The following is a 23540-nucleotide window of genomic DNA, read 5'->3' as shown; positions in this document are numbered from 1 at the left end:
GCTGCTCTTGCCGCGTCGCTCTCCCGCCGAAATTGCCAGTGGTCCCAAACCCAGGGGTAGCTGGTGAAACCCAAAATCCAACGTCGGGAGAGCGTCCGGCAAGGGCAAGCAGTGCTCCATCGTGGGGCGATGCGGGGGCCTTTACACCGTGGTGACGCGAATCTGACGCTCCTGCTCTTGCCAGCACGTCCTGCCGGACCTATGTCGCCCGGGCCATGGCCACCTACCGCGTTCTCGTTTCGGATCCCATTTCGGAAATCGGCGTCGCCGCCCTTGCCGCCGCCCCCGGCGTCGAGGTCGATGTCAAAACCGGCCTCCCGCCCGAGGAGCTGCTGAAAATCATCGGCGAATATCACGGCCTCGTCGTCCGCTCCCAAACCAAGGTGACCCGCGAGGTCCTCGCCGCCGCCAAGAATCTCAAGGCGATCGGCCGTGCCGGCGTCGGCGTCGACAACATCGACCGCCAGGCAGCCACCGACCACGGCGTGATCGTGATGAACACGCCCACCGGCAACACGATTTCCACCGCAGAGCACGCCTTCACGCTGATGCTCAGCGCCGCCCGCAACATCGGCCCGGCCCACCCCGCCGTGCTCAAAGGCGACTTCGCCGCCGCCCGCAAGGCCTATCAGGGGATCGAGCTCAACACCAAGCGCCTCGCCGTCCTCGGCATGGGCCGCATCGGCAGCGAGTTCGCCAAGCGCGCCCAGGCCTTCAACATGCAGGTCGTCGCGTACGACCCCTTCCTCAGCCAGGCCCGCGCCGACGAGCTGAAGATCGAGCTCGCCAAGACGCCCGATGAAGCCCTGAAGGGCGCCGATGTCGTGACCCTCCACGTACCGCTGACCGACGAGACCAAGCACATCCTCAACAACGATCGCCTCGCCCTGATGAACAAGGGCGCGCTGGTGGTCAACTGCGCCCGCGGCGGCCTCGTCGACGAGGCGGCCCTCAAGGCGGCCATCGATTCGGGCCACATCGCCGGCTGCGCTCTCGATGTCTTCGAAAACGAGCCGCCGTCGGCCGACCACCCGCTTTTCACCCTCGGCAAGCACGTCGTGTTCACTCCCCACCTCGGTGCCTCGACCAACGAAGCCCAGGAGAACGTCGGCATTCAGGTCGCCGAGCAAATCCGCGACTTCCTCGTCACCGGCGAGATCCGTAACGCGATCAACATGCCGTCGCTGGACGCCTCGGCCCTGGCCGAAGTCGGCCCCTATCTCAATCTCGCCAGCGCCCTCGGAAAGCTCCTCGCCAAGCTCGGCCCGGAGAACCCCGATTCGATCCGCGTTTCCTACCACGGCCCGCTGGCGAAAAAGGACACCGGTCTGGTCTCCCGCACCGCCTTGATGGCGCTGCTCGAAGCCTCCCGCCCCGACGGCCAGGTCAACATCGTCAACGCCCCGGCCATCGCCCAACAGCTCGGCCTCGACCTCGTCGAGTCGACGATCAACGCCAAGACCGAATACAACGAATTGCTCGTCGCCGAACTTCGCAAGGGCGATGAACGCTACCGGGTCGCCGGCACTATCATCGGCCGCTCGCCGCGGATTGTGGAAATCGACCGCCTTTACGTCGACACCAACATCTCCGGCAATTTCCTCATCGTCCGCAACGACGACCGCCCCGGCATCGTCGGCGCCCTCGGCACGCTGCTCGGCAATGCCAGCCAGAACATCGCCAACCTGTCGCTCGCCCGCAACAAGTCGCAGGGCAACGCGCTGACCATCATCGAACTCGACGCCCCGCTGTCCGAGGAGCTGATGACCGCCATCCGTGCCATCCCCGGCGTCCTCTCCGCCACCGGGGTGACATTGTAATCACGGGATAAACGGGCACCGGCACCAAGCGTCCGGATGCCCGTCGAAATCCCGCTTTCTGCATCACTTTCCCGTTGCCAACCCCTCACCCGGATTTCTAGGGTGACCCCAGCACATGAAAAAACTCGCCATTCTCGCTACCGCCACGCTCGCCCTCGGCGGCATGGCCTCCGCCGACATCCAGGCCCCTCCGGGATCGACCTACACGGCGACCCGCAAGCTCGGCCGTGCCGTCAGCAACATCCTCTACGGCTTCATGGAGATCCCGGAGCAAATCGTGCGCAAGTCCGATGACTACGGCCGCAAGGCTGGCTGGTCCTACGGCGCGGTCGATGGCACCAACCGTGCGCTCAAGCGCCTCGGCTACGGCTTCTACGAGCTCTTCACCTTCACCTGCCCCACCTACCGTGGCACCTTCAAGCCGCCGTATGAGCGCTGCGGCGAGGACAATCGGATGCAGATGAACCCGCACGACGGCCTCTCGGAATTCCCGCCGGAACTCGGCTTCGAGACCTATTATTTCCACGCTCGCACGCAGCGCTGGTAATCCGTCGGTTACGACGAATCCAATCTCATCCCGGCAGCGGCCTATGCCCTGCCGGGATTTTTTTTGTTAACTTTTCCGGGACCGTGGCGTTTCTTGCTTACTATGCAACGTCACCTCCTCATCTTATTGACTTGCGCCATTCCCGCCCTGCAGGCGGAAGATCGTCTTTGGAAGAGCTTGGATGGTAGCAAGACCATCAGCGGAAGCTATGTCAGCCACGACACCCGCGAGGTCACCATCCTCCAGTCGAACGGCAAGGAGATCACCGTCAACCTCTCCAATCTCCACGAGCAGGACAAGATCTGGCTCAAGGGCATGAAGGACGGCGATCCGCTTCCCGACGAGAGCGCGATCTTCGACAAGCTCTGCTTTGGAGACAGCCGCGACGAGGTCATCCGCAAGCTCAAGGAGAGCAAGTTCGTCGAGGGCGGCCTTGATGAAACATTCATCGGCCGCACCGGCATCAACGGCATCTTCCGGACCAAGGAGAAGATCGGTGGACTCCAGTGCGAACTCTATTTCGATTGGTCTCCCGGGGACAATCTCAAGGAGTTGACGCTTCAATCGCAATCGACGCCTCGCACTTCCTACAACTCCAGCATCAAGGAGAACTGGGAGGAACTGGCCAAGATCCTCACCATGCTTCACGGGACGCCGATCCAGGCGGGACACCTCCCGGATCCCGACCAGCTCCAGAACGACATGTTCCTGGGCTCCCACCTCTGGCGCCTCGAGGGCGGCGGCTCGGCCTTGCTCGGCACCTCGATGCAGAGTGGAAAGTGCATGGTGGTGGTCCGCTTCACCACCGAGCGGATCGATCCGGTCAGGGTTCCTTGAGCGCCGGCGCGGAGCCTTTCACGAAGCGCGCCGAGGCGAGGAAGCCGATCCCGGCGACGATCATGAACAGGGAGAGGAACTGGCCGCTCGTCAGCAAGCCTCCCATCACCAGCTCCGAATCCGGTTCCCGGAACTGCTCGGCGAAGATCCGGAAGATCGCGTAGAACACGAAGAACAACCCGGTCAAAACGCCGGGCGGAGCCTTCGGGCAGCGGATCCGGACCGTCCATAGGATCGCGAACAAGACAAGTCCCTCCAGCAGCCCTTCATAGAGCTGCGACGGATGGCGGGGCAGCAGGAAGGGCTCGATGGCCCGGGACACGGCGGGAGAGTGCCGCTGGACGGCGAGGAATTGCTCGAAGTGAATCGGCACCTTAAGCTGGTCGGAAGCTTGGGAGGCGGCATCCATGGCAGCGGAGAACTCCAGGCCCTCGGCCTTGTCCTGCTCGATCAAGGCCCGCGGGAACTTCATCGCCCACGGCACCCCGTCGGCGATCCGGCCGTAGAGCTCGCCGTTGATGAAATTCGCCATCCGCCCGAAAAACAAACCCAGCGGTGACACCACGCACAGCCCGTCGCCCAGACCGCGCCAGGAAACCTTCTTCCGCCGTGCGTAGACCCAGGTGAAGATCACCAGCCCGAGGATGCCGCCGTGGCTGGCCATGCCGCCTTCCCATACCTTGAAAAGCATCAGCGGATCCTGGTTGATCCAGTCCCAGCCATGCGCCTTCGGGTAGTACCAAAGCATGTAGCCAAGCCGGCCGCCGATGAAGACCCCGAAGATCGCCGCGGCCGCGATGAAGTCCCCTGCCGCCCCCGGCGGCAAGACCCACAGCTTGCGCTTCGCCAAGACGTTCAACAACCAGGCTCCGACCACGAAGGCACCCAGATAGGCGAGGCCATACCAACGCAGCTGGATCGCATCGGTGAATCGGATCAACACCGGGTTGAGGTCATGCACATACATCGCGAACACGGGGCGCAGCTCACACCATTCCCCCGGCAAGCGCAACCCGGTCCCGCGCCCATGGCACATTCATTCCCATCGCCTTCCCACTTGCCCGCCGCCCCGCCCCATGCTGTTCTCCCGCGCCATGAAAATCGTCGTCGCATACTCCGGGGGGCTCGACACCTCCGTCCTCCTTCTCTGGCTCAAGGAGAAGTACAACGCTGAAATCATCGCCTACTGCTCGGACTGCGGCCAGGGCGACGAACTCGACGGCCTCGAGGCGAAGGCCCTCAGCACCGGCGCCTCGAAGTGCTACATCGACGACCAGAAGGAAGAGTTCGCCCGCGACTTCATCTACCCGATGTTCCAGGCCAACGCGCTCTACGAGGGCCGTTACTTCCTCGGCACCTCGATCGCCCGCCCCTGCATCACCAAGGGCATGATCGACGTGGCCATCAAGGAAGGCGCCGACGCCATCGCCCACGGTGCCACCGGCAAGGGCAACGACCAGGTCCGCTTCGAGCTCTCCGCCGCCGCCCTGGCACCCGACATCAAGGTCATCGCCCCCTGGCGCGACGCCGAATTCCGCAAGCAGTTCCCCGGCCGGGCCGAAATGATCGCCTACGCCGAGGAACACAACATCCCGGTCAAGGCTTCGATGAAGAAGCCCTACTCGATGGACCGCAACCTTCTCCACATTTCCTTCGAAGCCGGCGCGCTCGAGGACATCTGGCACGACGCCACCGGCGAGGCCGACAAGGACATGTATGTGCTCTCGGTGTCACCGGAAGACGCCCCGGACCAGCCGCAGATGCTCCAGTGCCTGTTTGAAAAGGGCAACGTCATCGGCCTCCAGACCGAAGGCCTGGCCGAACTGATCGCCGGGCTCGGCGACTTCAGCGTCGAGGGCGAGAAGGACGGCTACACCCTGCTCAGCCCCTACGGCGTGATGCGGGTGCTCAATGCCCTCGGCGGCAAGCACGGCATCGGCCGCGTCGACATCGTCGAGAACCGCTTCGTCGGCATGAAGTCCCGCGGCATCTACGAGACCCCCGGCGGCGCCATCCTGATGGCCGCCCACCGCGACCTCGAGACCCTGGTCATGGACCGCGAGCTGCAGCTCACCCGCGACACCCTGATCCCGAAATACGCCCAGCTCGTTTACAACGGCTTCTGGTTCGCCCCGGAGCGCGAGGCCATCCAGGCGCTGGTCACCGAGAGCCAGAAGATGGTCAGCGGCGAGGTGCGCGTGAAGCTCTACAAGGGCAATGTCATGCAGGCCGGCCGCCGCAGCCCGCACAGCATGTATTCCGAAGCCGTCGCCACCATGGAAGGCGGCCAGGAAGAGGCCTACAACCAGGACGACGCCACCGGCTTCATCGCCCTCAACGCCCTGCGCCTGAAGGCCAACGCCCGCCAGGCCAAATAATCGGCCGCAAGATCCCCGGCGTCTCCCTCAACTCCAGCAACGAGGGAGCGCCGGATTCATCCGGCTTCGACAGACTGCGGACAACTCCAAGCCGACTGAAGTCGGCGCTCCGCCGGCCGGCGCTCCCTCAGTCAAGGAAGCGCCCCCTTCAGAGCCCGCCCACATCCAGCTCGGGATCCAAGCCTGCCTCCCCCGTCAGCCAGCGCTCGAGTCGAGTCGCGACTCCCGGAGCGTAAAGCGACCCCTTCGAGCCAAGACCATTGAAGATTACCCGCCCGTCCGGCAGGGGGCCGATCACCGGCTGGCTGCGGCGAACGATCGGCCGGATCCCGGCCTCATGGTCGATGACCTCGAAATCATCGCCCCCCAATCGCCGGGCGATCCGCTCGACTGCTTCCCGGCCTTCCTTCGTCGGTGTTCCATCCAGCCGGTCCCAGACGTAGGTCGAGCCGGCCTTGAAAGTCCCCTCACCGGTCGGCACCAGCCAGCCCCCGGCACCGATTACCATCCGGTCGCTCCGCCAGCTTGGTGCCCGCAAACTCAGGATCTCCCCTTTGGCACAGCGATGGTGCCCCAGCCGGCCACCGATCAAGCCCGCCGCGCCCTCACAGAGCACCAGCCTCGCCGCTCCGGCGACCTCGGCCTGCTGGGCCGCGAAATGCGCCCGGGTCACCTCGCAAAAGTCCCGCGTCGCCACCCGCGCGCCGCCGCGCAGAACCACCGCCCCGCGCCAACCGGACACAGATTCCTCCACCCCGGCAACCCACGGCTGGGTCTCCGGCGCCGCGATCTTTTCCAGGAACTTCGGCCACTCCTGCTCCCCGGCCATTCGCCACACCGGGAAGGGAAACCACAACTGCCTGCCGGTGATTTCACCCACCTTCCGGAAAAAGGCCTCCGCCTCGGGCAGGAACTCCGCCAGCCGCCAGCTCGGGTTGAAATTCTTGCCGGTCACCGGGTTGATCATCCCCGCCGCGACCCGCGACGAGGCCCCGTCCCACACCTCGTCGTGCCAACTGAAGGCACGTCCCGCGAACGATAGCTGCCAAGCCAGGCAGCAACCGGCCAGGCCCATGCCGGTGATGTGAATGGATCCGTCGCGGTCGATTCCCGACGATGCCCGGGCACCCCGACGAAATCAACCCTGTGACAGATTTGCGCCGGACGGGCAGTTTTCACCCGCACTCCATGCGCACGATATCGATTTTTCTCGCCTCTTTACTGACGATAGTAGCCTCGGCAAACCAGGACCTCTTCGTCGGAACCGGCAAGGCTCCCCGCCACACCTACCGCATTCCCACCCTCGCGGTGACCTCCCGGGGAACCCTCCTCGCCTTCGCGGAACTCCGCCGCAATGGCGCCGCCGACCATGGTGACATCGAGACCGTGATGCGGCGCTCCACCGACGGCGGCCGGTCGTGGTCGGAGGAAGTCGTGCTTCAGGATTTCGGCCCGGACACCATCGGCAATGCCTGCCCGATCGTCGATCCAGCCACCGGCGACGTCCTCCTCTTGACCTCCTGGACTCATGTTCCCGAGTCGAAGACCGAAGGTGGATTCGGGCCGAACGCCCGCCACCTCTACCTCAGCCGCAGCCATGACGACGGCCTCACCTGGAGCCGTCCCGAGGACATCACGCGGCAGGTGAAAGATCCCGCCTGGAGCTGGTTCGTTCCCGGCCCCGGGAAGGGCTCGGTCATTTCAAAAGGCCAGCACCAGGGCCGCCTCGTCATCGGAGTGAATCATCGCGAGGCCGACGGCTACCGCGCCCACGCCATCTACTCCGACGATTCGGGCAAATCCTGGAAGTCCTCGAGCACCTACGCCGCCCTCCACACCAACGAATGCGAATTGGCGGAACTCGCGAACGGCGACCTGATGCTCAACATGCGCAACCACGGTTCACCGAAGCGCGACCGCGCGGTGGCCATCAGCAAGGACGGCGGGGAAACCTGGGGGGAGACCGTCTGGGACACGCAGCTCCCGGAGCCCCAGTGCATGGCCGCCTTCGTCCGCCATTCGCTCCCCGCTGGCGACAAACCCGGACTCCTTCTCTTCTGCAATCCTGCCTCCCGCAAGGGGCGGGAAAATCTGACGCTCCGCGGATCGACCGATGAAGGGAAAACCTGGCCCCTCGCCAAGGTTATCAAGGAGGGGGACGCCGCCTACAGCCATCTCGGCGTGCTCCCCGATGGCACCATCGCCATCGCCTACGAAACCGATGGCTATCGCCGGATTGCTTTCACCACCGTCCAGCCCGGCGACCTTGCCGCGCCCTGATCGCGTTACCGTCATTGCGTAATACCGGAAGGGAGCAAAATCGGACATTCTATCCCCGTAAGCAACGCCATCCCCCCAACGGCCGAGCCTGCATCCCGTCTCCCCCCGGACGGATAAATCCCCCCGAAAAAGTCCCCCAGGACAACCCGCTGCTGGCGTTCCCCCCGACGCCGCCAGCGGGTTCTTCGCATCGGGCAGTCACGCCCCGCGACTCACTCCACCGTCACGCTCTTCGCCAGGTTGCGCGGCTGGTCGATCTCGCAACCACGCTCGTTGGCGATGTGATAGGCGAGGAGCTGAAGCGCCACCACCGATGGCACGGTGGCGACCAGCGGGTGGCAGGCCGGGACCTCGATGAAGTCGTCCATCGCCTCGGCGGCTTCCTGGTCGCCTTCGGTGATGATCCCGAGGATCCGCGCGCCGCGGGCGCGGCACTCCTCGATGTTGCCGAGCGTCTTGTCCTTGCCGGGAATGTCGTTGGCCAGCGCGATGACCGGCGTTCCTTCCTGAAGCAGGGCGATCGGGCCGTGCTTGAGCTCGGCGGCGTGGTAACCCTCGGCGTGGATGTACGAGATCTCCTTGAGTTTGAGGGCTCCTTCCAAGGCGACGGGATACATCGTGCCGCGGCCGATGAAGAACGCGTGCTCGTCGTTGGCGTAGCGCTTGGCGATTTCCGCGATGCGATCGCTCTGGGCGATGACCTTTTCGACCAGCGCCGGGATCGATTCGATCTCACGCGCGAACTTCATCCCCTCATCGCGCGAGAAGCGGCGGCCGCGGCCGAGCTTGAGGGCCATCATCAACATCACCGCGACCTGGCAGGTGAAAGCCTTGGTCGAGGCGACCGAGATCTCCGGCCCGGCGTGGAGATACACCCCGCGGCCCGTTTCCCGGGCGATGGTCGAACCGACCACGTTGCAGAGGCCCATCACGAAGGCGCCCTTCTGGTTGGCCTCGCGCACCGCCGCCAGGGTGTCGGCGGTTTCGCCGGATTGGGAAATCGCCACCACCAGGTCGGTCCGGCCGATGATCGGGTTGCGGTAGCGGAACTCGGCCGCCTGCTCGACCTCGGCGTGAATGTTGGCGAGGTCCTCGAACGCGTATTCACCGACCAATCCGGCGTGCAGCGAGGTGCCGCAACCGACCAGCACCACGCGCTGGATTTCCGCCAGTTCGCGCGGCGAGCTGCCCATCCCGGAAAGCACCGACGACCCGAGATTGAAATCGAGCCGGCCGCGGATGGCGTTCGACAGGGAATCGGGCTGCTCGTGGATCTCCTTGAGCATGAAATGCTCGTAGCCGCCTTTCTCCGCCGCGGCGGAATCGAAGCCGAGCTCGCTGACCTCGCGGGTGACCGGCACCTGGTGGAGGTCGCGGATGTCGACGTTGTCCGCCGTGACGACCGCAATGTCGTTGTCCTCGAGATAGATCACCTGCCGGGTGTGGGCGATGATCGCGGACGCATCCGAGGCGACGATGGTCTCGCCCTCGCCGACGCCGATCACGATCGGGCTGCCGCGACGGGCGGTGATGATCTTGCCGGGCTCCTTCGCCGAAATGACGGCGATGCCGAAGGTGCCTTCCACCTGGCTCAGCGCGTCGCAGACGGCCTGGAAGAGATCGCCCTTGTAGCGGTCGCCGATCAGGTGGGCGAGCACCTCGGTGTCGGTCTCCGAGTAGAAATGATGACCCTTCCCCTCCATCCGGGTGCGCAAGGCCCGGTAGTTCTCGATGATCCCATTGTGGACCAGCGCGATGTCGCCGGACTCATCGAGGTGCGGGTGGGCATTGACCTCCGTCGGCGGCCCGTGGGTGGCCCAGCGGGTGTGGGCGATGCCGGTGGAGGATTTCGAGAAGCGCTCGGCCGGCCAGTCGGCGTGCGCCTTGTCGTTCAACGCGGAGACCTTCCCGGGGGCCTTGCTGACGACGACGGATCCGTCCTCGAGAATGGCCATGCCTGCCGAGTCATAGCCGCGGTATTCCAGCCGGCGCAGGCCGCTGATGAGGACGGAAGGAGCCGATGCTTTGCCGATGTATCCGACGATGCCGCACATTTGAGAGGGTGGATGGAAAAAATTGAATGGGAGACTTGAAGACAAAGGCACTGGAAGCCGGCGCATGGCATCTACCATCCGCCATCTCCCATCTAGGAGACATCCCGCTGGACGATCTCGCCCGGGCGGGTGCTGGTGCCGGGCCATAGCTTGCGGCCGGGGTAAATGGAAGTGTTGATCCCGGTGTGGACGCCGTCGCCGACGATGCAGCCGAACTTGCGGCGGCCGGTGTCGACCAGCACCCCGTCGACTTCGGTCCGGTGGTTCTTGCCGTCGTGGCGGAGGTTCGAGGTGACGGTGCCAGCCCCGAAGTTGACCTTCTCCCCGAGCACCGAGTCGCCGACGTAGCTGAGGTGGCCGACGTTGGTCCCGGACAGGATCAGGGAATTCTTGATCTCGACCGCGTTGCCGATGTGACAATTGTCACCGATCGCCGTCGAGCCCCGCAGGTAGCAATTCGGGCCGATCTTGCAGTTCGCGCCGATCACCACGTTGCCCTCGATGTAGACGCCGGGAAGGATCCGCGATCCGGCCCCGAGTTCGACGAAGCCCTCGATCACCGCGTTCGGATGGACCGCCCCCTCGACCTTCGCCTCCGACAGGCCGCCGACATACAGTTCGTTGGCACGCAGGAGGTCCCAGGGATTGACGATCAGGAACGACTTGGCGGCCGTGACCGACTTGGCCGGGTCGGGGTATTCCCCGAACCACGCGAGCGGTGTGCCCTTGCCGTCGACCAGCGTGGCTGCCGCACCGCTCGACAGCGGTCCGAGTTCCTCGGCGGATAGCCAGGCGTGGGGGTGCGTGCGCAAGCCCTCGATCCCGAAGGCCCGGTGATGTTCCGAGAGAAGCAGGTTCCCGATCGGGAAATCCTCGATGTTGCGAGTGGCGAAGAGGGGCATGGCGGGGAAGGGACAAAGGGTCATGATTAGCACGAAGCGCGACAAACGCTACGCCTAGCTTTTGCTTTCGGCGTCATCAACTTGCCTTGTTCCGGCAGGAACCACACCCAGATAGCCGAGCACCGGCCGGTGCCAGCACAGAGCCCAGAAGAGGAAGCATTGAGCGGCGAGCAATGTGTAGACCGGCAGCGACGGCCTCTCCAAAGATCCCAGCCCGATCATTGCAATTTTGTAGCCCAGGTGGAGGAGCACCAGGTGCCTGGCCCAAGTCTTCTTTCTGAATGCGAGGAAACAAAAAAGCCCGCCGACAAGGCCCAGCGTCACGGGAACGCCCGCAGAGGTTTCGCCGACGAGAAAAGCCAGGACGAGCGGGGTCTCCAGCACGAGCCAAGCCCCGACGAGCGTGCCAATGGTCTGAGAGCGGGGACTCATCTGTCTTGGCTTACCTGAGATCGCTTGCTCAAGCCGGCACCCCGATGTCTTCCTTCACCGCGGCGGTGAATCGCTCGACCCAGTGGTGGACGGTGTCGGCGTCGCGGTGCTCGACCAGGATGCGGATCTTGTTCTCGGTGCCGGAGTAGCGGATCAACTGCCGGCCGGCGTCGCCGAACGCCTCGTCGGCCTCCTGCATCAGCTTCTGCAGGCCGGGCAAGGTGGCGAGCGGCGGCTTGGCGGCGACCTTGAGATTCACCAGTTCCTGCGGGAACTCGCGCATGCAGGCGGCAAGCTCGGCCAGGGTGGTGTTCCGCTCCTTCATCACCTTCAGGATCTGGAGGGCGCTGAGGATGCCGTCGCCGGTGGTGGCATGGTCGGCGAAGATCAGGTGGCCGGAATTCTCGCCGCCGAAAGACCCGGAATTCGCCCGCAGGGCCTCGATCACGCTGCGGTCGCCGACCGGCGTGGTCAGCACCTTGATCCCGGCGCGACGCATCGCCTCGTGCAGGCCCAGGTTGCTCATGACGGTGCAGGCCATGGTGTCGCCCCGCAGCTTGCCCTGTTCCTTCAGGGCCAGCGCCGACAAGGCCAGGATCCGGTCACCGGACACCGGGGTGCCGGTGGCGTCGGTGAAAATCACCCGGTCGGCATCGCCGTCGAAGGAAATCCCGAGGTCGGCACCGTGCTGACGGACGAGGTCGCCGGCGGTTTCCGGATAAAGCGCGCCGCAACGATCGTTGATGTTGATCCCGTCCGGATCGCAGCCGTACTTGATCACCTCGGCACCCAGCTCCTTGAAAATCAACGGAGCGATGAAGTAGGCGGCGCCGTGGCCGCAATCGACGACGATCTTCAGTCCGTGGAGGCGGATGTTGTCGGCGGTGTGCTTGGCAAACTCGATGTAGCGGCCGCGGGCATCATCAATCCGGTAGGCCTTGCCGATCTTCGACGGGTCCATCGCCCGCGGCTCGGGTTCGTCGCCGAGAATGTGGCGCTCGATGACTTCCTCTAGCGCATCCGAAAGCTTGTAGCCGTCCGGGCCGAAGATCTTCAAGCCGTTGTCTTCGTACGGGTTGTGCGAGGCGGTCAGCATGATGCCGGCGGCGCAGCCCATCGACTTGGTCAGGTGGGCGATCGCCGGGGTCGGCAGCGGGCCGGGAAGCAGCACGTCCATCCCCATCGAGACCAGGCCGGCGGTCAGGGCGGTTTCCAGCATGTAGCCGGAAATCCGGGTGTCCTTGCCGATCACCACGCGGTTGCGGTTGTGGCCGGACGAGCGCAGCACCTGGGCGACCGCCTTGCCGGCGCGCAGGGCCACTTCCGGGGTGATCGGGAATTCGTTGGCCTTGCCGCGGATGCCGTCGGTGCCGAAAAGCTTCATATCCGCGGAGATTCGACCTTCCCGCCCCGAAATGGAAGCCCCGAGCGTGGCAAGCCTCCCACCCCCATGCCCCGCGGCGCAGCCGCCCTCGGACTGCTGCGATCCTTCGCAGCTCTCGAGTGCACGCGCAGGCAGCCCCCAAGCCACGGGACGCAGCCACCCGGCAAGCCTCCTTCCCCCCATCCAACCAGGCCCACTACCACCCTCCATCCAAAAAGCTGCGAATCATCGCAGCAGTCCAAAAGCCTCCGGCTACCATCGCGGCGACGCCTCCGCATTGCCACCCGCCCGATGCGTTGAAACACTCCGCCCCATGACCCGCGGCGCAGCCGCCCTCGGACTGCTGCGATCCTTCGCAGCTTTCGAGTGCACGCGCATGCAGACTCCAAGGCACGGGACGCAGCCAGCCGCCAATCCCTTCCCTCCATCCAACCCACCACCACCCCCCATCCAAAAAAGCAGCGAAGCATCGCAGCAGTCCAAAAGCCTCCGGCTGCCATCCCGGCGACGCCTCCGCATTGCCACCCGCCGGAAGCGCTGAAACACTCCGCCCATGCAACGCGTGGCGGTCATCAATGTGGTCGGACTTTCCCCCTCCCTGCTCGGGCCCTCGACCCCGCGGCTCAGCGCCTTCGCCGCCAAGCACGGCCAGCAGGCCTTCCGCCCCGCCTTCCCCGCCCTCACCTGCACCGCCCAGTCGTCGATGCTCACCGGCACCTGCCCGCGCGAGCACGGCATCGTCGCCAACGGCTGGTATGACCGCGAAAGTGCCGAGGTCCGCTTCTGGAAACAGAGCAACCACCTCGTCCACGGCGAAAAGGTCTGGGAGCACCTGCGCCGCAAGCACCCCGGCTTCACCTGCGCCAAGCTGTTCTGGTGGTACAACATGTACTCCAGCGCCGACATCGCGATGACCCCACGGCCACTCTACCCGGCCGACGGCCGCAAGGTCTTCGACATCCACACCCAGCCGATGGACCTGCGCGAGAAGATCAAGGCCGAGCTCGGCGAGTTCCCCTTCCCCTCCTTCTGGGGCCCTGCCGCCGGGATTGCCTGCTCGGAATGGATCGCCGCCGCCGCGAAGTGGACCGAGGAACACGAAAAGCCCGACCTCAACCTCGTCTACCTGCCCCACCTCGACTACTGCCTGCAGAAGTTCGGCCCCGGCGCGCCGGAGATCGCGCCCGAACTGGAAGCCATCGACCGCGTCGCCGGCGAACTGATCGGGTTCCTCGAATCCCGCGGCATCAAGGTGCTGGTCTTGTCCGAATACGGCATTTCGAAGGTCACCCGGCCGATCCACCTCAACCGCCTGTTCCGCGAGCAGGGCTGGCTGCAGCTCAAGGACGAGCTCGGCCGCGAAACCCTCGATGCCGGCGGCTCGCGGGTCTTCGCCGTCGCCGACCACCAGATGGCCCACGTCTACGTCAACGAGCCCTCGCTGTTGCGTCAGGTCCGCTCCCTGCTGGAGGAAACGGCGGGCATCGAGGAAATCCGCAGCGGCGGCGAGATGTGGGGCAGCGGCACCGGCAGCCAACGCGCCGGCGACCTGGTCGCCATCGCCGCGCCCGATGCCTGGTTCACCTACTACTTCTGGGAAGACGACGCCAAGGCGCCCGACTACGCCCGCTGCATCGACATCCACCGCAAGCCCGGCTACGACCCCGCCGAGCTCTTCCTCGACCCCGCCATCGGCAACCCGAAGTGGGTGATCGGCAAGTTCCTGCTCAAGAAGAAGCTCGGCCTGCGCGGCCTGATGGAGGTCATCCCGCTCGACGCCACCCTCGTCCAAGGCTCCCACGGCCGCGACGTCGTCGATCCCGGCGAGCTGCCGTTGATCCTCGGCTCACCGGTCCCGGTCACCTGCGCGGAGGACGTCTTTGGTGCCATCGTGGCGGCGGTCGGCGATTAGTCCCTTCCAACAACATTCCGCTCGCCGTGCCCCCCCGCCAAAATCCAAGGTGAGATATGACGAAGCGAGCAGGATTCGCCCTCATTGCCGTCGTTGCGCTGCTCGCATTTTTCGTCCTGCGAGGACCGGCCGGCAGAGAAACAGCTACAGCCACCGCAACCCTTCGATTCGAATCAACCGCAAAACTCGCAACACCTGAGATCGAATCCAAGCTCTCGGTGATTCGAGAAAACCCCGAGCTACTCGACGAGATCGCCTCCCGGCTACTTCTCGGTGAAACTTGGGGGCATGGTCCGGATGAAACCGCAGGATTGATTGCCTCGCAAATCCGCATATCCGTCGAAGCTCGCGCCAAAACGGCTCATTTAGTGACCGAGGCCAGCGACCCAATCCAAGCAGCCCTCCTCGCGAATACTGCCGCTTCCGTTTTAAGAGACTTTCTTGAAACCGCCAAAATGACGCCAGAGGAGTATCAGGCGAGGATCCGTGATCAGGAGGATGCGGTCGAAGACAAACGAAAACTGCTTGATCAAATCAAAAAGACAGAAGGCATCGTCTATAGAGGGGACCCCGCCCCGACCGGCAGCCGGAAGCCGACCCATCCAATCGAGGCGGAACGGCCGGAGGGCGGAGGGGCCTATTTCGCAAATGCAGAGGGCGATTACGAATTTGCCAAACAAGTACTTCTCGCGATGAAAACCGGACCTGTTCCTGAAGCAGACTTCAGGGTCACCCATATCCAATGGGCGAAGGTCGAAAACAAGTAGCGATCACCCTTGGGCGGCCCTCGCCACCGCTTCCGCCAGCGCACGATGCGAGGTCACGATCATCGCTTCCCGCATCGCCACCCCGGTCAACCGCTCCTTCACCAGGGTGGGATCCAGCAGCTTCTTCGCGAAGAGCAGGGCGAGCAAATCGATATCCTTCGGCCGGCCCGCCTGGCACTTTGCGGCTGCCATGTCGTGGGGTTCGAGGCAGAAAGCCCGCTCGACACCCGGCACCGGAACCAAACGGTTTTCCCAGCCCTCAGGGAACTGCTCGAAGGCGATTGGCCGAATGATGTCCGCATAGTAGCCGTAGCGGATGTGGAATGCCTCCTCTTCCCCGAGTGTTTCGTGGAGCAATTGCCCGGACTCTTCCGACCACGGTTCAAGCACGAAATCCGCGTCGAAGGTGTTGGAAAGGGGGCCATTGTGATCGTCCCCCAACTCAGGGAATGTCGCCAACAGCGATGCGGATCCGAACACCACGATGCGCTCCGCTTCGACCAGACTTTCGGCCACCCGGGCCAGGTGCTTCAGTGAGTCCAGGCGCATGTGAATCGACGTCGTTCCTCTTTCGAAAGCACGCCCGGAAACGGCGAGCAGCTTTTCAGATAACGGGGATACTCCCCGTCGTCCCGCAGGAAGGCGAGCAAGCCGGAGAATCCCTCCTCCGTTTCCTGAGCCCGCTCGATCATTCCGCGCCACTCGATCAGCGGACGGACATCCCCGAGCCGGTCCATCGCAATCCAGCGCTCGATGTTCCTGAGCGGGATCTCCAACAGCTCCGGCTGCCGTTCGATCTTGTCGGCCATGAACTTCCAGCGCTCGAAGATGAGCGGATTCAGCCACACGTAGTCCTCCGGGATCACTTCGGGACGCTAGCAGCCCCCAGGCCCCGCCGCAAGCTGGCCGAAATGCTGCACGCGATCTGCTAGAGCGGGCGGATGTTGCCTTCCCGAAGCTCCGTCCTTGCCCTGCCCGCGCCCGCTTGCCAGCCTCCGCGGATCATGCCCGGCCGAATGTCCGCCCTGCTCCGTTGGATCCTCCCGCTCTTCCTGCTTTTCGCCGTTTGCGACGGTACCCTGCTCGCCCAGGACACTCCGGAAATGGCTCCCGTCGTGGAGAAGACCCTCGACCAGAAAATCGATGAAGGCTTCGGCAAGGCGACTGGTCCCTTTGTAAATGCCATCTTCTCCACCATCGAAATCAACGGCTACCCGGTTCTCTGGGTCATCCTCTGGCTCGCCGCCGCCGGCGTGATCCTGACCCTGGCCTTCCGCTTCATCAATATCCGCGCGTTCCCACTCGCGCTGAAGACCGTGCGCGGCAGGTACAGCCGCGCCGACGATCCCGGTGAGATCACCCACTTCCAGGCGCTGACCGCCGCGGTCTCCGGCACCGTCGGCCTCGGCAACATCGCGGGCGTGGCCATCGGCATCACCATCGCCGGGCCCGGGGTGGCCTTCTGGCTCTTCCTCAGCGGCTTCCTCGGCATGGCCACCAAGTTCGCCGAGTGCACCCTGGGCGTGAAATACCGCGAGATCACCCCCGATGGCCGCATCCACGGCGGCGCCATGCACTACCTCCGCAAGGGCCTCGCTGAACGCGGAATGGGCCCGCTTGGCAAGGTTCTCGCCGTGCTCTTCGCCATCTTCTGCGTCTTCGCCTCCTTCGGCGGCGGCAACGTCTTCCAGATCAACCAGGCCACCGCCCAGCTCCTCAATGTGACCGGCGGCACCGAGAGCTATTTCGCCGACAAGCTCTGGCTCTTCGGACTGATCGTCGCCTTCATGACCGCGCTGGTGATCATCGGCGGCATCAAGGGCATCGCCAAGGTCACCTCGAAGCTGGTGCCGCTGATGTGCGTCGTCTACATCGTCAGCGCCGTGATCGTGCTGGTGGTCAATGCCGGCCACATCCCCGCCGCGATCAACGAGATCATCAGCGAGGCTTTCAAGCCGCGCGCCGCGGTCACCGGCGGCTTCCTCGCCGCCTTCATCTGGGGCATGCGCCGCGCCACCTTCTCGAACGAAGCCGGCATCGGCTCCGCCCCGATCGCCCACTCCGCCGCCAAGACCCGGATGCCGGCCAGCGAAGGCGTGGTCGCCCTGCTCGAGCCCTTCCTCGATACCGTGGTGGTCTGCACCATGACCTCGCTGGTGCTGGTGACCTCGATGTATTTCGACGGCGACGCCGGCACCTTCGCCGTGCACGGCCAGACCTTCGAACTCGGCAACGCCGCCAACAACAGCACCTCCTTCGGCATCGGCGTCACCTCGCTGGCCTTCGAAACGGTGCACGACAGCTTCAAGTATGTCCTCTTCGCCTGCGTCTTCCTGTTCGCCTTCTCCACCCTGGTGACCTGGAGCTACTACGGCCTGCAGGCCTGGCAGTTCCTCTTCGGCATGAGCAAGGCCGCCGAACTGGCCTACAAGACGATCTTCTGCCTGATCATCATCGCCGGCGCCTCGGCCTCGATGGGCAACGCGGTCGACTTCTCCGACGCCTCGTTGTTCGCGATGAGCATCCCGAACCTGATCGGTGTCTACTTCCTGCTGCCGGTCGTTCACCGCGAGCTCGCGAAGTTCCTCATCTTCACGAAGCGCGTCGACGGCGGAGCCTCGCTCGACGAAGCCGAAGCGGAAGTCAACCAAGCGCGCTGATCCCTCATGGAACCCCTGACCATCTTCACCGACCTCGCCGCCCCGGCCGAACTGCTCGACGGGCTGCGCGAAAGCATTGCCCCGCACCGCCTGCTCCTTCCCGAAGGCAGCGGCGGCTCGGTGCTGGCGGACCTGCCCACCGACCCGCGCATGCAGGAAGCCGACATCGTGCTCGGCCAGCCGCAGGTCGACGCCGTGCTCTCGTCACCGAAACTGAAGTGGCTGCAGGTCAGCACCGCCGGTTACACCCGCTACGACACCCCCGCATTCCGCACCGCGGTCGGGGAAAAGGGCATCCCGGTCACCAACAGCTCGCGCGTCTACGATGACGCCTGCGCGGAGCACGTGCTGGCCTTCATGCTGGCGAATGCCCGCCAGCTGCCCCAGGGACTTGCCACCCGCTGCCCGAACGGCGCGGAACCGTGGCTCAAGCTGCGCCAGGACAGCCGCCTGTTGCAGGGCCAATCCTTGTTCATCGCCGGCTACGGTTCGATCGCCGAACGGCTGATCGACCTGCTGGCCCCGTTCAAGATGGCCATCACCGCGATGCGCCGGACCGCGCGCGGCGACGAGAAGGTGCCGGTCGTTTCCCCGGAAGACTCCACCGGTGTGATGGAGGACGCCGACCACGTCGTCAACATCCTCCCGGACAATGCCGCGTCCGCCAACTGGTTCGACGGAGCCCGCTTCCTGCGGATGAAGAAGGGCGCGATCTATTACAACATCGGCCGCGGCACCACCACCGACCAGGAGGCCCTCGCCGAAGCCCTCAATTCCGGCCATCTCGGCGCGGCTTGGCTCGACGTCACCCACCCCGAGCCCTTGCCCGACGACCACGTGCTTTGGACCTGTGAAAACTGCCACATCACGCCGCACACCGCCGGCGGACAGGGCGGCGAAACGGCGGTGCTGATCCGCCATTTCCTCGAAAACCTGGCCCGCTACCAGGCCGGCCAGCCGCTGGTCAACCGGGTGATGTGAGGTCCGATCGCGCTTGACCCGCCGCCACCCGGGATCGCTGCCCCACTCCGCCCCTTCAGGGCGGCACTTCCCATGGACCCGTGATTCCCGGGGCCGCACTTCGTTCGCCCCGGGCTATCGCAGGTCGCCCCGTTGGGGCGCCACCGGACCACCGGACCACCGGACCACCGGACCATCGATCCATCGATCCATCGATCCATCGATCCTCCGATCCTCCGATCCTCCGATCCGCCATCCCCGACCCCAACGGGGTCACCTGTCACAGCCCCGGGCATCGCCCGGGGAAAAGTCCCGCGGCGCAGCCGCCATTTCGCAGATCAGGGCGCAGCCCTGATTCTTCCCCTCAGCGTTCCGCCGCCGCGCCGGCAAAGCCCTCCTCAAGCTTACCCTTGGCCCCGCGCCAGGCGGCCGCCGCCTCGACCACGATCCATGCCTCGATCGACAGCGTGACGACACCGAAGAAGCCGAGCAGGTAGTTCGGGGACTTACCGGTCAACCACGCCCCGTCGCCCGCGAACAATTGCAGCACCATCGCCGTTGCCGGCAGCGCGAGCATGAAGACCGCGGGAATCGCGATGAACCACAGCGGCAGACTTCGCCGCCACATCCAGAACAGGATCACCAGGAAGGCCAGCCCGCCCAGAAGCTGGTTGGTCGCCCCGAACAAAGGCCACAGGATCAGCCCGCCCTTGCCCAGATTGGCCAACTCCCAGGTTGCCCCCGGAGCCGGCATCGCCGCGATGAAGCCGGCAATCAACACCGCGAACGAGGTCGCCCCGTGCGGATTCTGCAGCGGCTTGATCTTCAACTGGGCCGCCAGCTCCTGGGTGACGTAGCGCTGCAGGCGGCAGGCCGAGTCCAGGGTCGTCGCGGCGAACGAGGCCACGAAGACGCCCATCAACGCCACCGCGAAGCCCGGCGATATGCCGAGCGCCTTGAGGAAATTCGCGCTGCCGTCGACGAAGGCGCCGACCGTCGCGCCGAGCCCGCCCGATGCCTGCCAGGTGGCATATCGAGCCTCGTAGGCGGCGTGTCCGGTCAGCATCTGTCCGGTCGCCTTGCCATCGACCATTTCCGGAATCCCCAGCCCCAGCCCGGCCCCGCAGGCGAGGATCACCAGCACCGCGAGGAAGCCCTCGGTCAACATCGAGCCGTAGCCGACGAACTGCGCCTCGCTCTCGCACTTGAGCTGCTTCGACGAGGTCCCGGAAGACACAAGGCAGTGGAAACCCGAGATCGCCCCGCAAGCGATGGTGATGAACAGGAAGGGAAACATCGACGGCGCGCCCGCCGGGGCCTCGTCGCCGAGCCGGATCGCCGGGGCAGCGAGCTCGAGCGCCTGCTTTTCCGGCCCGAAACCGAACAGCCCCGCGACCACCAGCCCGAGCACCACCAGGCCGAGTGCGGACAAGAGCTGCAGCGAGTTGATGTAGTCGCGCGGTTGCAGGAGAATCCAGACCGGCAGCACCGAGGCGATGTAGGAATACACCAGCAGCACCACCACCCAGGTGATCGCCGGCCACTCGGAAAGCCGCTGGTTGAAGCCATGCAGCCACGGGGTGTCACCGTAGTAAACGGACAGGTACATCAGCCCGAGCGCGATGAACGACGGGATCAGCAGGCTGCGACCCTGGCGGTGGATCCACAGCCCGATGGCGACGGCAATCGGGATCTGGATCAGGCAGGGAGTGATCGACGCCGGGAACATCTTGAAGACGTTCGCGATCACCAGGCCGAAGATCGCCAGCACGATCGACAGAGCCAGGAACAGCACCGAGAGGAACAGGATCCGCGCCCGCGGGGTGAGCACGCGGCCGGCGATGTCACCGACGGTCTGGCCGCGGTTGCGCATCGACACCACCAGCGCGCCGAAGTCGTGCACCGCGCCGATGAAGATCGATCCGAACAGCACCCACAGCAACGCCGGCAGCCAGCCCCAGATCACGGCCAGGGCGGGGCCGACGATCGGTCCGGTGCCGGCGATCGAGGTGAAGTGGTGGCCGAAGACGACGCCCTTCGACGTCGGGACGTAGTCATTGCCGTCCTCGAACTCGATCGACGGTGCCTTCCGCGACGGGTCGAGCTTGAAGATCTTCCGCGCCAGCCAGCGGCCGTAGCTGTGGTAGGCGACGAGGTAGAGGACGAACGCGCCGAGCGCGATGGCGAGGGTTTCCATGGGTTCTTACCCTAGGAGTGTCGCCAGCCGGGCGCTTTGTCACGCCCGGAGCGGGAATCAGGCGCCGGCAGGCTTCAGCTCGCCGTTCTGAACGATGTTCAGGGCGTGGTTGCCGACGGCTTCGAGGTGATTGTTGATCTCGGTAAAGATCATCTCGGTCGGCACGTCGCCGCCGTCCTGCATCCGCTTCATGGCACCGCGGTTGTGATTCTTGCGCAGCGCATCGACCCGGTTTTCCTGGCTTTCCGCCTGCCTCATCAGCTCCGCGCTCACCCCGGAAAGCGAGCCTGCGCTCAGCTCCAGCATTTCACGGACGTGCTGGCAGAGGTTCTCGATCTCCTTGTCGTGGCTGTCCTGGAAAATATGGCCCTTCTCGTATTTCCGCTGCACCAGTTTCACCAGCCGGTAGATCCGGTCGGTGGCCTCCTCGAACTCGGAAACCACCCGCAGCATCGAGGCGATCCGGGTGGCGTTGCCGCGGCCAATCTCGTGGGTGGAACACTGGATCAGGTAGGTCGTGATGTCCTCCAGCATCGCGTCGCAGGTGTCCTCCATGCCTTTCAGCTGGGTGACCTTCCCTGACAGGTCGACATCGGGGTGCCGCAGCAGTTCCACGAACCCGTCGAACATTTCGGAGGTCAGGCGGCTCATCTGCCGGGTGGCATTCTCGGCCTCGGCGACGTTGAGTTCACCCAGGTCGACGAGCCCCTGCGAAATGTATTTCAGCCCGCCGGCACCCTTCGCCGGCTTCGGATCCCGCACCCACCACTCGACCAACCGGGCGATCTGCGGGACGAAGGCGACCAGCAGGCAGATGTTCGCAAGGTTGAATGCGGTGTGGAAAATGGCCGTGGCGAAGGCGATCTCGGACTTCTTGAACGAATCGGACGCGTTCCGCAGCCACTCGGGCAAGGATCCCGTGGCCTTCCAGACCAGGGCGGTGAAGGGCACGAAGACGATCAACATCCAGCACACCCCGATGACGTTGAAGGTGAAGTGGGCGCGCGCCGCACGCTTGGCATGGACATTCGCCCCGAGGGCGGCCAGCCAGGCCGTCACCGTGGTGCCGATGTTTTCGCCCAGCACGATGGCCGCGGAGTTCCGCGCCACGAGCAGCGGGTCGGAGAGGTCACCGAGCCAGCCATTCAAGGCACAGGTTACGGTGATGGCCATGGCCGCCGAGGACGACTGGACCAGCAGGGTCAGCACGATCCCGCCGACCAGGTAGAGCAGGGTCGAAATGAAGCCGCGCCCGCCCATCCAGGTGACGATGTTCTTCACCATCTCGGCGGTCGCCGGATCGGTCTTCATCATCTCCTTCAGGTCCGGGACCGAATCCTTCAGCAGGCCGAGCCCGAAGAACACCAGGCCGAAACCCAGCAGCAGCTCGCCGAAGCTCTTGCCCTTGTCCTTGCCGATGAACACGAACGGCAGGCCGACACCGATCAGCGGCAGGGCGAAGGCGGAAACGCTGACCTTGGTGCCGACGATGGCCACAATCCAAGCCGTGATGGTGGTCCCGAGGTTCGCCCCCATGATCACCCCGATCGACTGGATCAGCGTCAGCAGGCCGGCATTGACGAAAGAGACCACCAGCACCGTGGTGGCCGACGACGACTGCACCAGCGAAGTGGTCAAAAAGCCCGTCAGGATCCCCGAGTAGCGGTTGGCGGTCATGCCTGAAAGCGCCTGGCGCATCCGCTTGCCGGCGATCCGCTGGACCGCTTCCGACATGATTTTCATGCCGAACAGGAACACGCCGAGCGCCCCCAAGACATGGAGCAGGCCGACGACGACGGAGAGGGTGGAAACCGCAGCGAGGAGGTGCATGGGAGGTGTCGAAATCGTCACATGGCGGGCGATTGGACCAGTAAAATCAGCCCCGCCGATGTCTTAAAGCCGCTTTTCGAGGGCCTCGAAGACCGCCACCGGGACATAGCGGCGGACCTGGTCCTCCCAGCCCACGGGGCCCACCAGCCCCATCACCATGCTCGAGGAAACCTCGGCGATGTCGCGCGGTGGCATCAGGAAGGTCGTCGTGATCGCCGGGGCGAGGTCGGCGTTGATGTGGCGCATCACCCGTTCGTATTCGTAGTCATCCGGACCCCGGATCCCGCGGAGGATGAAGCGGGCGTCCTGCTCCTTCGCGTAGTCGACCAGGTAGCGGTTGTCGAAATGGGCGATCGTGAGCCGCTCGGCCGACGGCACCGAGGCCCGTAGCAGCTCGAGCCGCTGCTCGACGCTAAACGTGTAGCTCTTCGCCGGATTGCTGCCAATTGCCACGATCAGGCGGTCGAACAACTCCAGACCCCGGCGGATCATCCACAGGTGGCCGTTGGTGGGCGGGTCGAAGGAACCGGCGTAAACGGCGGTGCGCATGGCGGGAAAGTGATCGCCCTAACGGCAAGTT

At 64.8% G+C, this 23540-nt stretch carries 20 protein-coding genes; 9 read left to right on the top strand and 11 right to left on the bottom strand.

Translation table 11 applies throughout. The annotated features are described in order from the left end of the window. The first annotated feature begins 215 nt into the window (after positions 1 to 215). The 3 genes from serA (at position 216) to IG178_RS02890 (ending at position 3204) form a co-directional block, all read left to right on the top strand. Positions 216 to 1820: a phosphoglycerate dehydrogenase gene (gene serA, locus IG178_RS02900; RefSeq protein ID WP_193210997.1), complete on the top strand. Its 1605-nt coding sequence runs from the start codon at positions 216 to 218 to the stop codon at positions 1818 to 1820. A 115-nt stretch (positions 1821 to 1935) separates the two neighbouring features. Next, positions 1936 to 2367, top strand: coding sequence for an exosortase system-associated protein, TIGR04073 family (locus IG178_RS02895; protein ID WP_193210996.1), 432 nt, complete (start codon positions 1936 to 1938; stop codon positions 2365 to 2367). 126 nt (positions 2368 to 2493) lie between these two features. Continuing rightward, positions 2494 to 3204 carry a hypothetical protein gene (locus IG178_RS02890; protein WP_193210995.1) on the top strand — a complete coding sequence of 237 codons (711 nt, stop codon included), beginning with the start codon at positions 2494 to 2496 and terminating at the stop codon, positions 3202 to 3204. Here IG178_RS02890 and lgt read toward each other — a convergent pair. Further along, on the bottom strand, positions 3191 to 4171 hold the full coding sequence (gene lgt / locus IG178_RS02885) for a prolipoprotein diacylglyceryl transferase (protein ID WP_226894680.1): 981 nt from the start codon (positions 4169 to 4171) through the stop codon (positions 3191 to 3193). The two genes, IG178_RS02890 and lgt, sit on opposite strands and share 14 nt — an antisense overlap. A gap of 127 nt (positions 4172 to 4298) precedes the next feature. Here lgt and IG178_RS02880 point away from each other — a divergent pair, with 127 nt between their 5' ends. Further along, the gene (locus IG178_RS02880; protein ID WP_193210993.1) at positions 4299 to 5582 is read left to right on the top strand and encodes an argininosuccinate synthase; all 1284 of its coding nucleotides are present in this window, start codon (positions 4299 to 4301) and stop codon (positions 5580 to 5582) included. Between the two features lie 148 nt (positions 5583 to 5730). Here IG178_RS02880 and IG178_RS02875 read toward each other — a convergent pair whose 3' ends face one another. Continuing rightward, a complete protein-coding gene (locus tag IG178_RS02875) occupies positions 5731 to 6657 on the bottom strand; it encodes an NAD(P)/FAD-dependent oxidoreductase (protein ID WP_193210992.1) in 927 nt (308 codons plus the stop codon). A 113-nt stretch (positions 6658 to 6770) separates the two neighbouring features. Between IG178_RS02875 and IG178_RS02870 the strand changes: the two genes are divergently transcribed. Continuing rightward, the gene (locus tag IG178_RS02870) at positions 6771 to 7862 is read left to right on the top strand and encodes a sialidase family protein (protein ID WP_193210991.1); all 1092 of its coding nucleotides are present in this window, start codon (positions 6771 to 6773) and stop codon (positions 7860 to 7862) included. Positions 7863 to 8074: 212 nt separating this feature from the next. On the opposite strand, the gene glmS is transcribed toward IG178_RS02870, so the two are convergent. The 4 genes from glmS to glmM all read right to left on the bottom strand — a co-directional run bounded on the left by glmS (position 8075) and on the right by glmM (position 12634). After that, positions 8075 to 9916, bottom strand: coding sequence for a glutamine--fructose-6-phosphate transaminase (isomerizing) (gene glmS / locus IG178_RS02865; protein WP_193210990.1), 1842 nt, complete (start codon positions 9914 to 9916; stop codon positions 8075 to 8077). A gap of 92 nt (positions 9917 to 10008) precedes the next feature. After that, positions 10009 to 10818, bottom strand: coding sequence for a DapH/DapD/GlmU-related protein (locus IG178_RS02860; protein WP_193210989.1), 810 nt, complete (start codon positions 10816 to 10818; stop codon positions 10009 to 10011). 54 nt (positions 10819 to 10872) lie between these two features. Continuing rightward, positions 10873 to 11250 (bottom strand): hypothetical protein, encoded by a 378-nt coding sequence (locus IG178_RS02855; RefSeq protein WP_193210988.1) that lies wholly within the window; start codon positions 11248 to 11250, stop codon positions 10873 to 10875. Positions 11251 to 11278: 28 nt separating this feature from the next. Continuing rightward, on the bottom strand, positions 11279 to 12634 hold the full coding sequence (glmM, locus tag IG178_RS02850) for a phosphoglucosamine mutase (protein WP_193210987.1): 1356 nt from the start codon (positions 12632 to 12634) through the stop codon (positions 11279 to 11281). 553 nt (positions 12635 to 13187) lie between these two features. Here glmM and IG178_RS02845 point away from each other — a divergent pair. Together IG178_RS02845 and IG178_RS02840 are read left to right on the top strand one after the other, a co-directional pair. Further along, positions 13188 to 14546: an alkaline phosphatase family protein gene (locus tag IG178_RS02845; RefSeq protein WP_193210986.1), complete on the top strand. Its 1359-nt coding sequence runs from the start codon at positions 13188 to 13190 to the stop codon at positions 14544 to 14546. 56 nt (positions 14547 to 14602) lie between these two features. Further along, entirely contained in the window at positions 14603 to 15313 is a 711-nt protein-coding gene (locus IG178_RS02840) for a GumC domain-containing protein (RefSeq protein ID WP_193210985.1), read from the top strand. 3 nt (positions 15314 to 15316) lie between these two features. Here IG178_RS02840 and IG178_RS02835 read toward each other — a convergent pair whose 3' ends face one another. Both IG178_RS02835 and IG178_RS02830 read right to left on the bottom strand, forming a co-directional pair. Next, positions 15317 to 15862, bottom strand: a complete 546-nt coding sequence (locus IG178_RS02835) for a DUF6036 family nucleotidyltransferase (RefSeq protein ID WP_193210984.1) — start codon at positions 15860 to 15862, stop codon at positions 15317 to 15319. Continuing rightward, positions 15844 to 16179 carry a hypothetical protein gene (locus IG178_RS02830; protein WP_193210983.1) on the bottom strand — a complete coding sequence of 112 codons (336 nt, stop codon included), beginning with the start codon at positions 16177 to 16179 and terminating at the stop codon, positions 15844 to 15846. The genes IG178_RS02835 and IG178_RS02830 overlap by 19 nt, the downstream gene beginning before the upstream one ends. Positions 16180 to 16329: 150 nt before the next feature. On the opposite strand from IG178_RS02830, the gene IG178_RS02825 reads away from it, so the two are divergent. Then, complete coding sequence (locus IG178_RS02825) at positions 16330 to 17973, top strand: alanine/glycine:cation symporter family protein (RefSeq protein WP_193210982.1); 1644 nt, start codon at positions 16330 to 16332, stop codon at positions 17971 to 17973. 6 nt (positions 17974 to 17979) lie between these two features. After that, positions 17980 to 18954 carry a D-2-hydroxyacid dehydrogenase gene (locus IG178_RS02820; RefSeq protein WP_193210981.1) on the top strand — a complete coding sequence of 325 codons (975 nt, stop codon included), beginning with the start codon at positions 17980 to 17982 and terminating at the stop codon, positions 18952 to 18954. 343 nt (positions 18955 to 19297) lie between these two features. Here the strand turns inward: IG178_RS02820 and IG178_RS02815 are convergent, their stop codons facing one another. The 3 genes from IG178_RS02815 to coaD all read right to left on the bottom strand — a co-directional run bounded on the left by IG178_RS02815 (position 19298) and on the right by coaD (position 23509). Beyond that, complete coding sequence (locus IG178_RS02815) at positions 19298 to 21130, bottom strand: carbon starvation CstA family protein (RefSeq protein ID WP_193210980.1); 1833 nt, start codon at positions 21128 to 21130, stop codon at positions 19298 to 19300. Between the two features lie 57 nt (positions 21131 to 21187). Beyond that, positions 21188 to 22960, bottom strand: coding sequence for a Na/Pi cotransporter family protein (locus tag IG178_RS02810; RefSeq protein ID WP_193210979.1), 1773 nt, complete (start codon positions 22958 to 22960; stop codon positions 21188 to 21190). Between the two features lie 63 nt (positions 22961 to 23023). Continuing rightward, positions 23024 to 23509, bottom strand: a complete 486-nt coding sequence (gene coaD, locus IG178_RS02805; RefSeq protein ID WP_193210978.1) for a pantetheine-phosphate adenylyltransferase — start codon at positions 23507 to 23509, stop codon at positions 23024 to 23026. Between the last annotated feature and the right edge of the window lie 31 nt (positions 23510 to 23540).

The sequence above is a fragment of the Neoluteolibacter marinus genome (genome assembly GCF_014904755.1).
GTDB lineage: Bacteria > Verrucomicrobiota > Verrucomicrobiia > Verrucomicrobiales > Akkermansiaceae > Haloferula > Haloferula marina.
The sequence above is the reverse complement of the archived record's forward strand: the minus strand, read 5'-3'. Positions and strand labels throughout refer to the sequence as shown.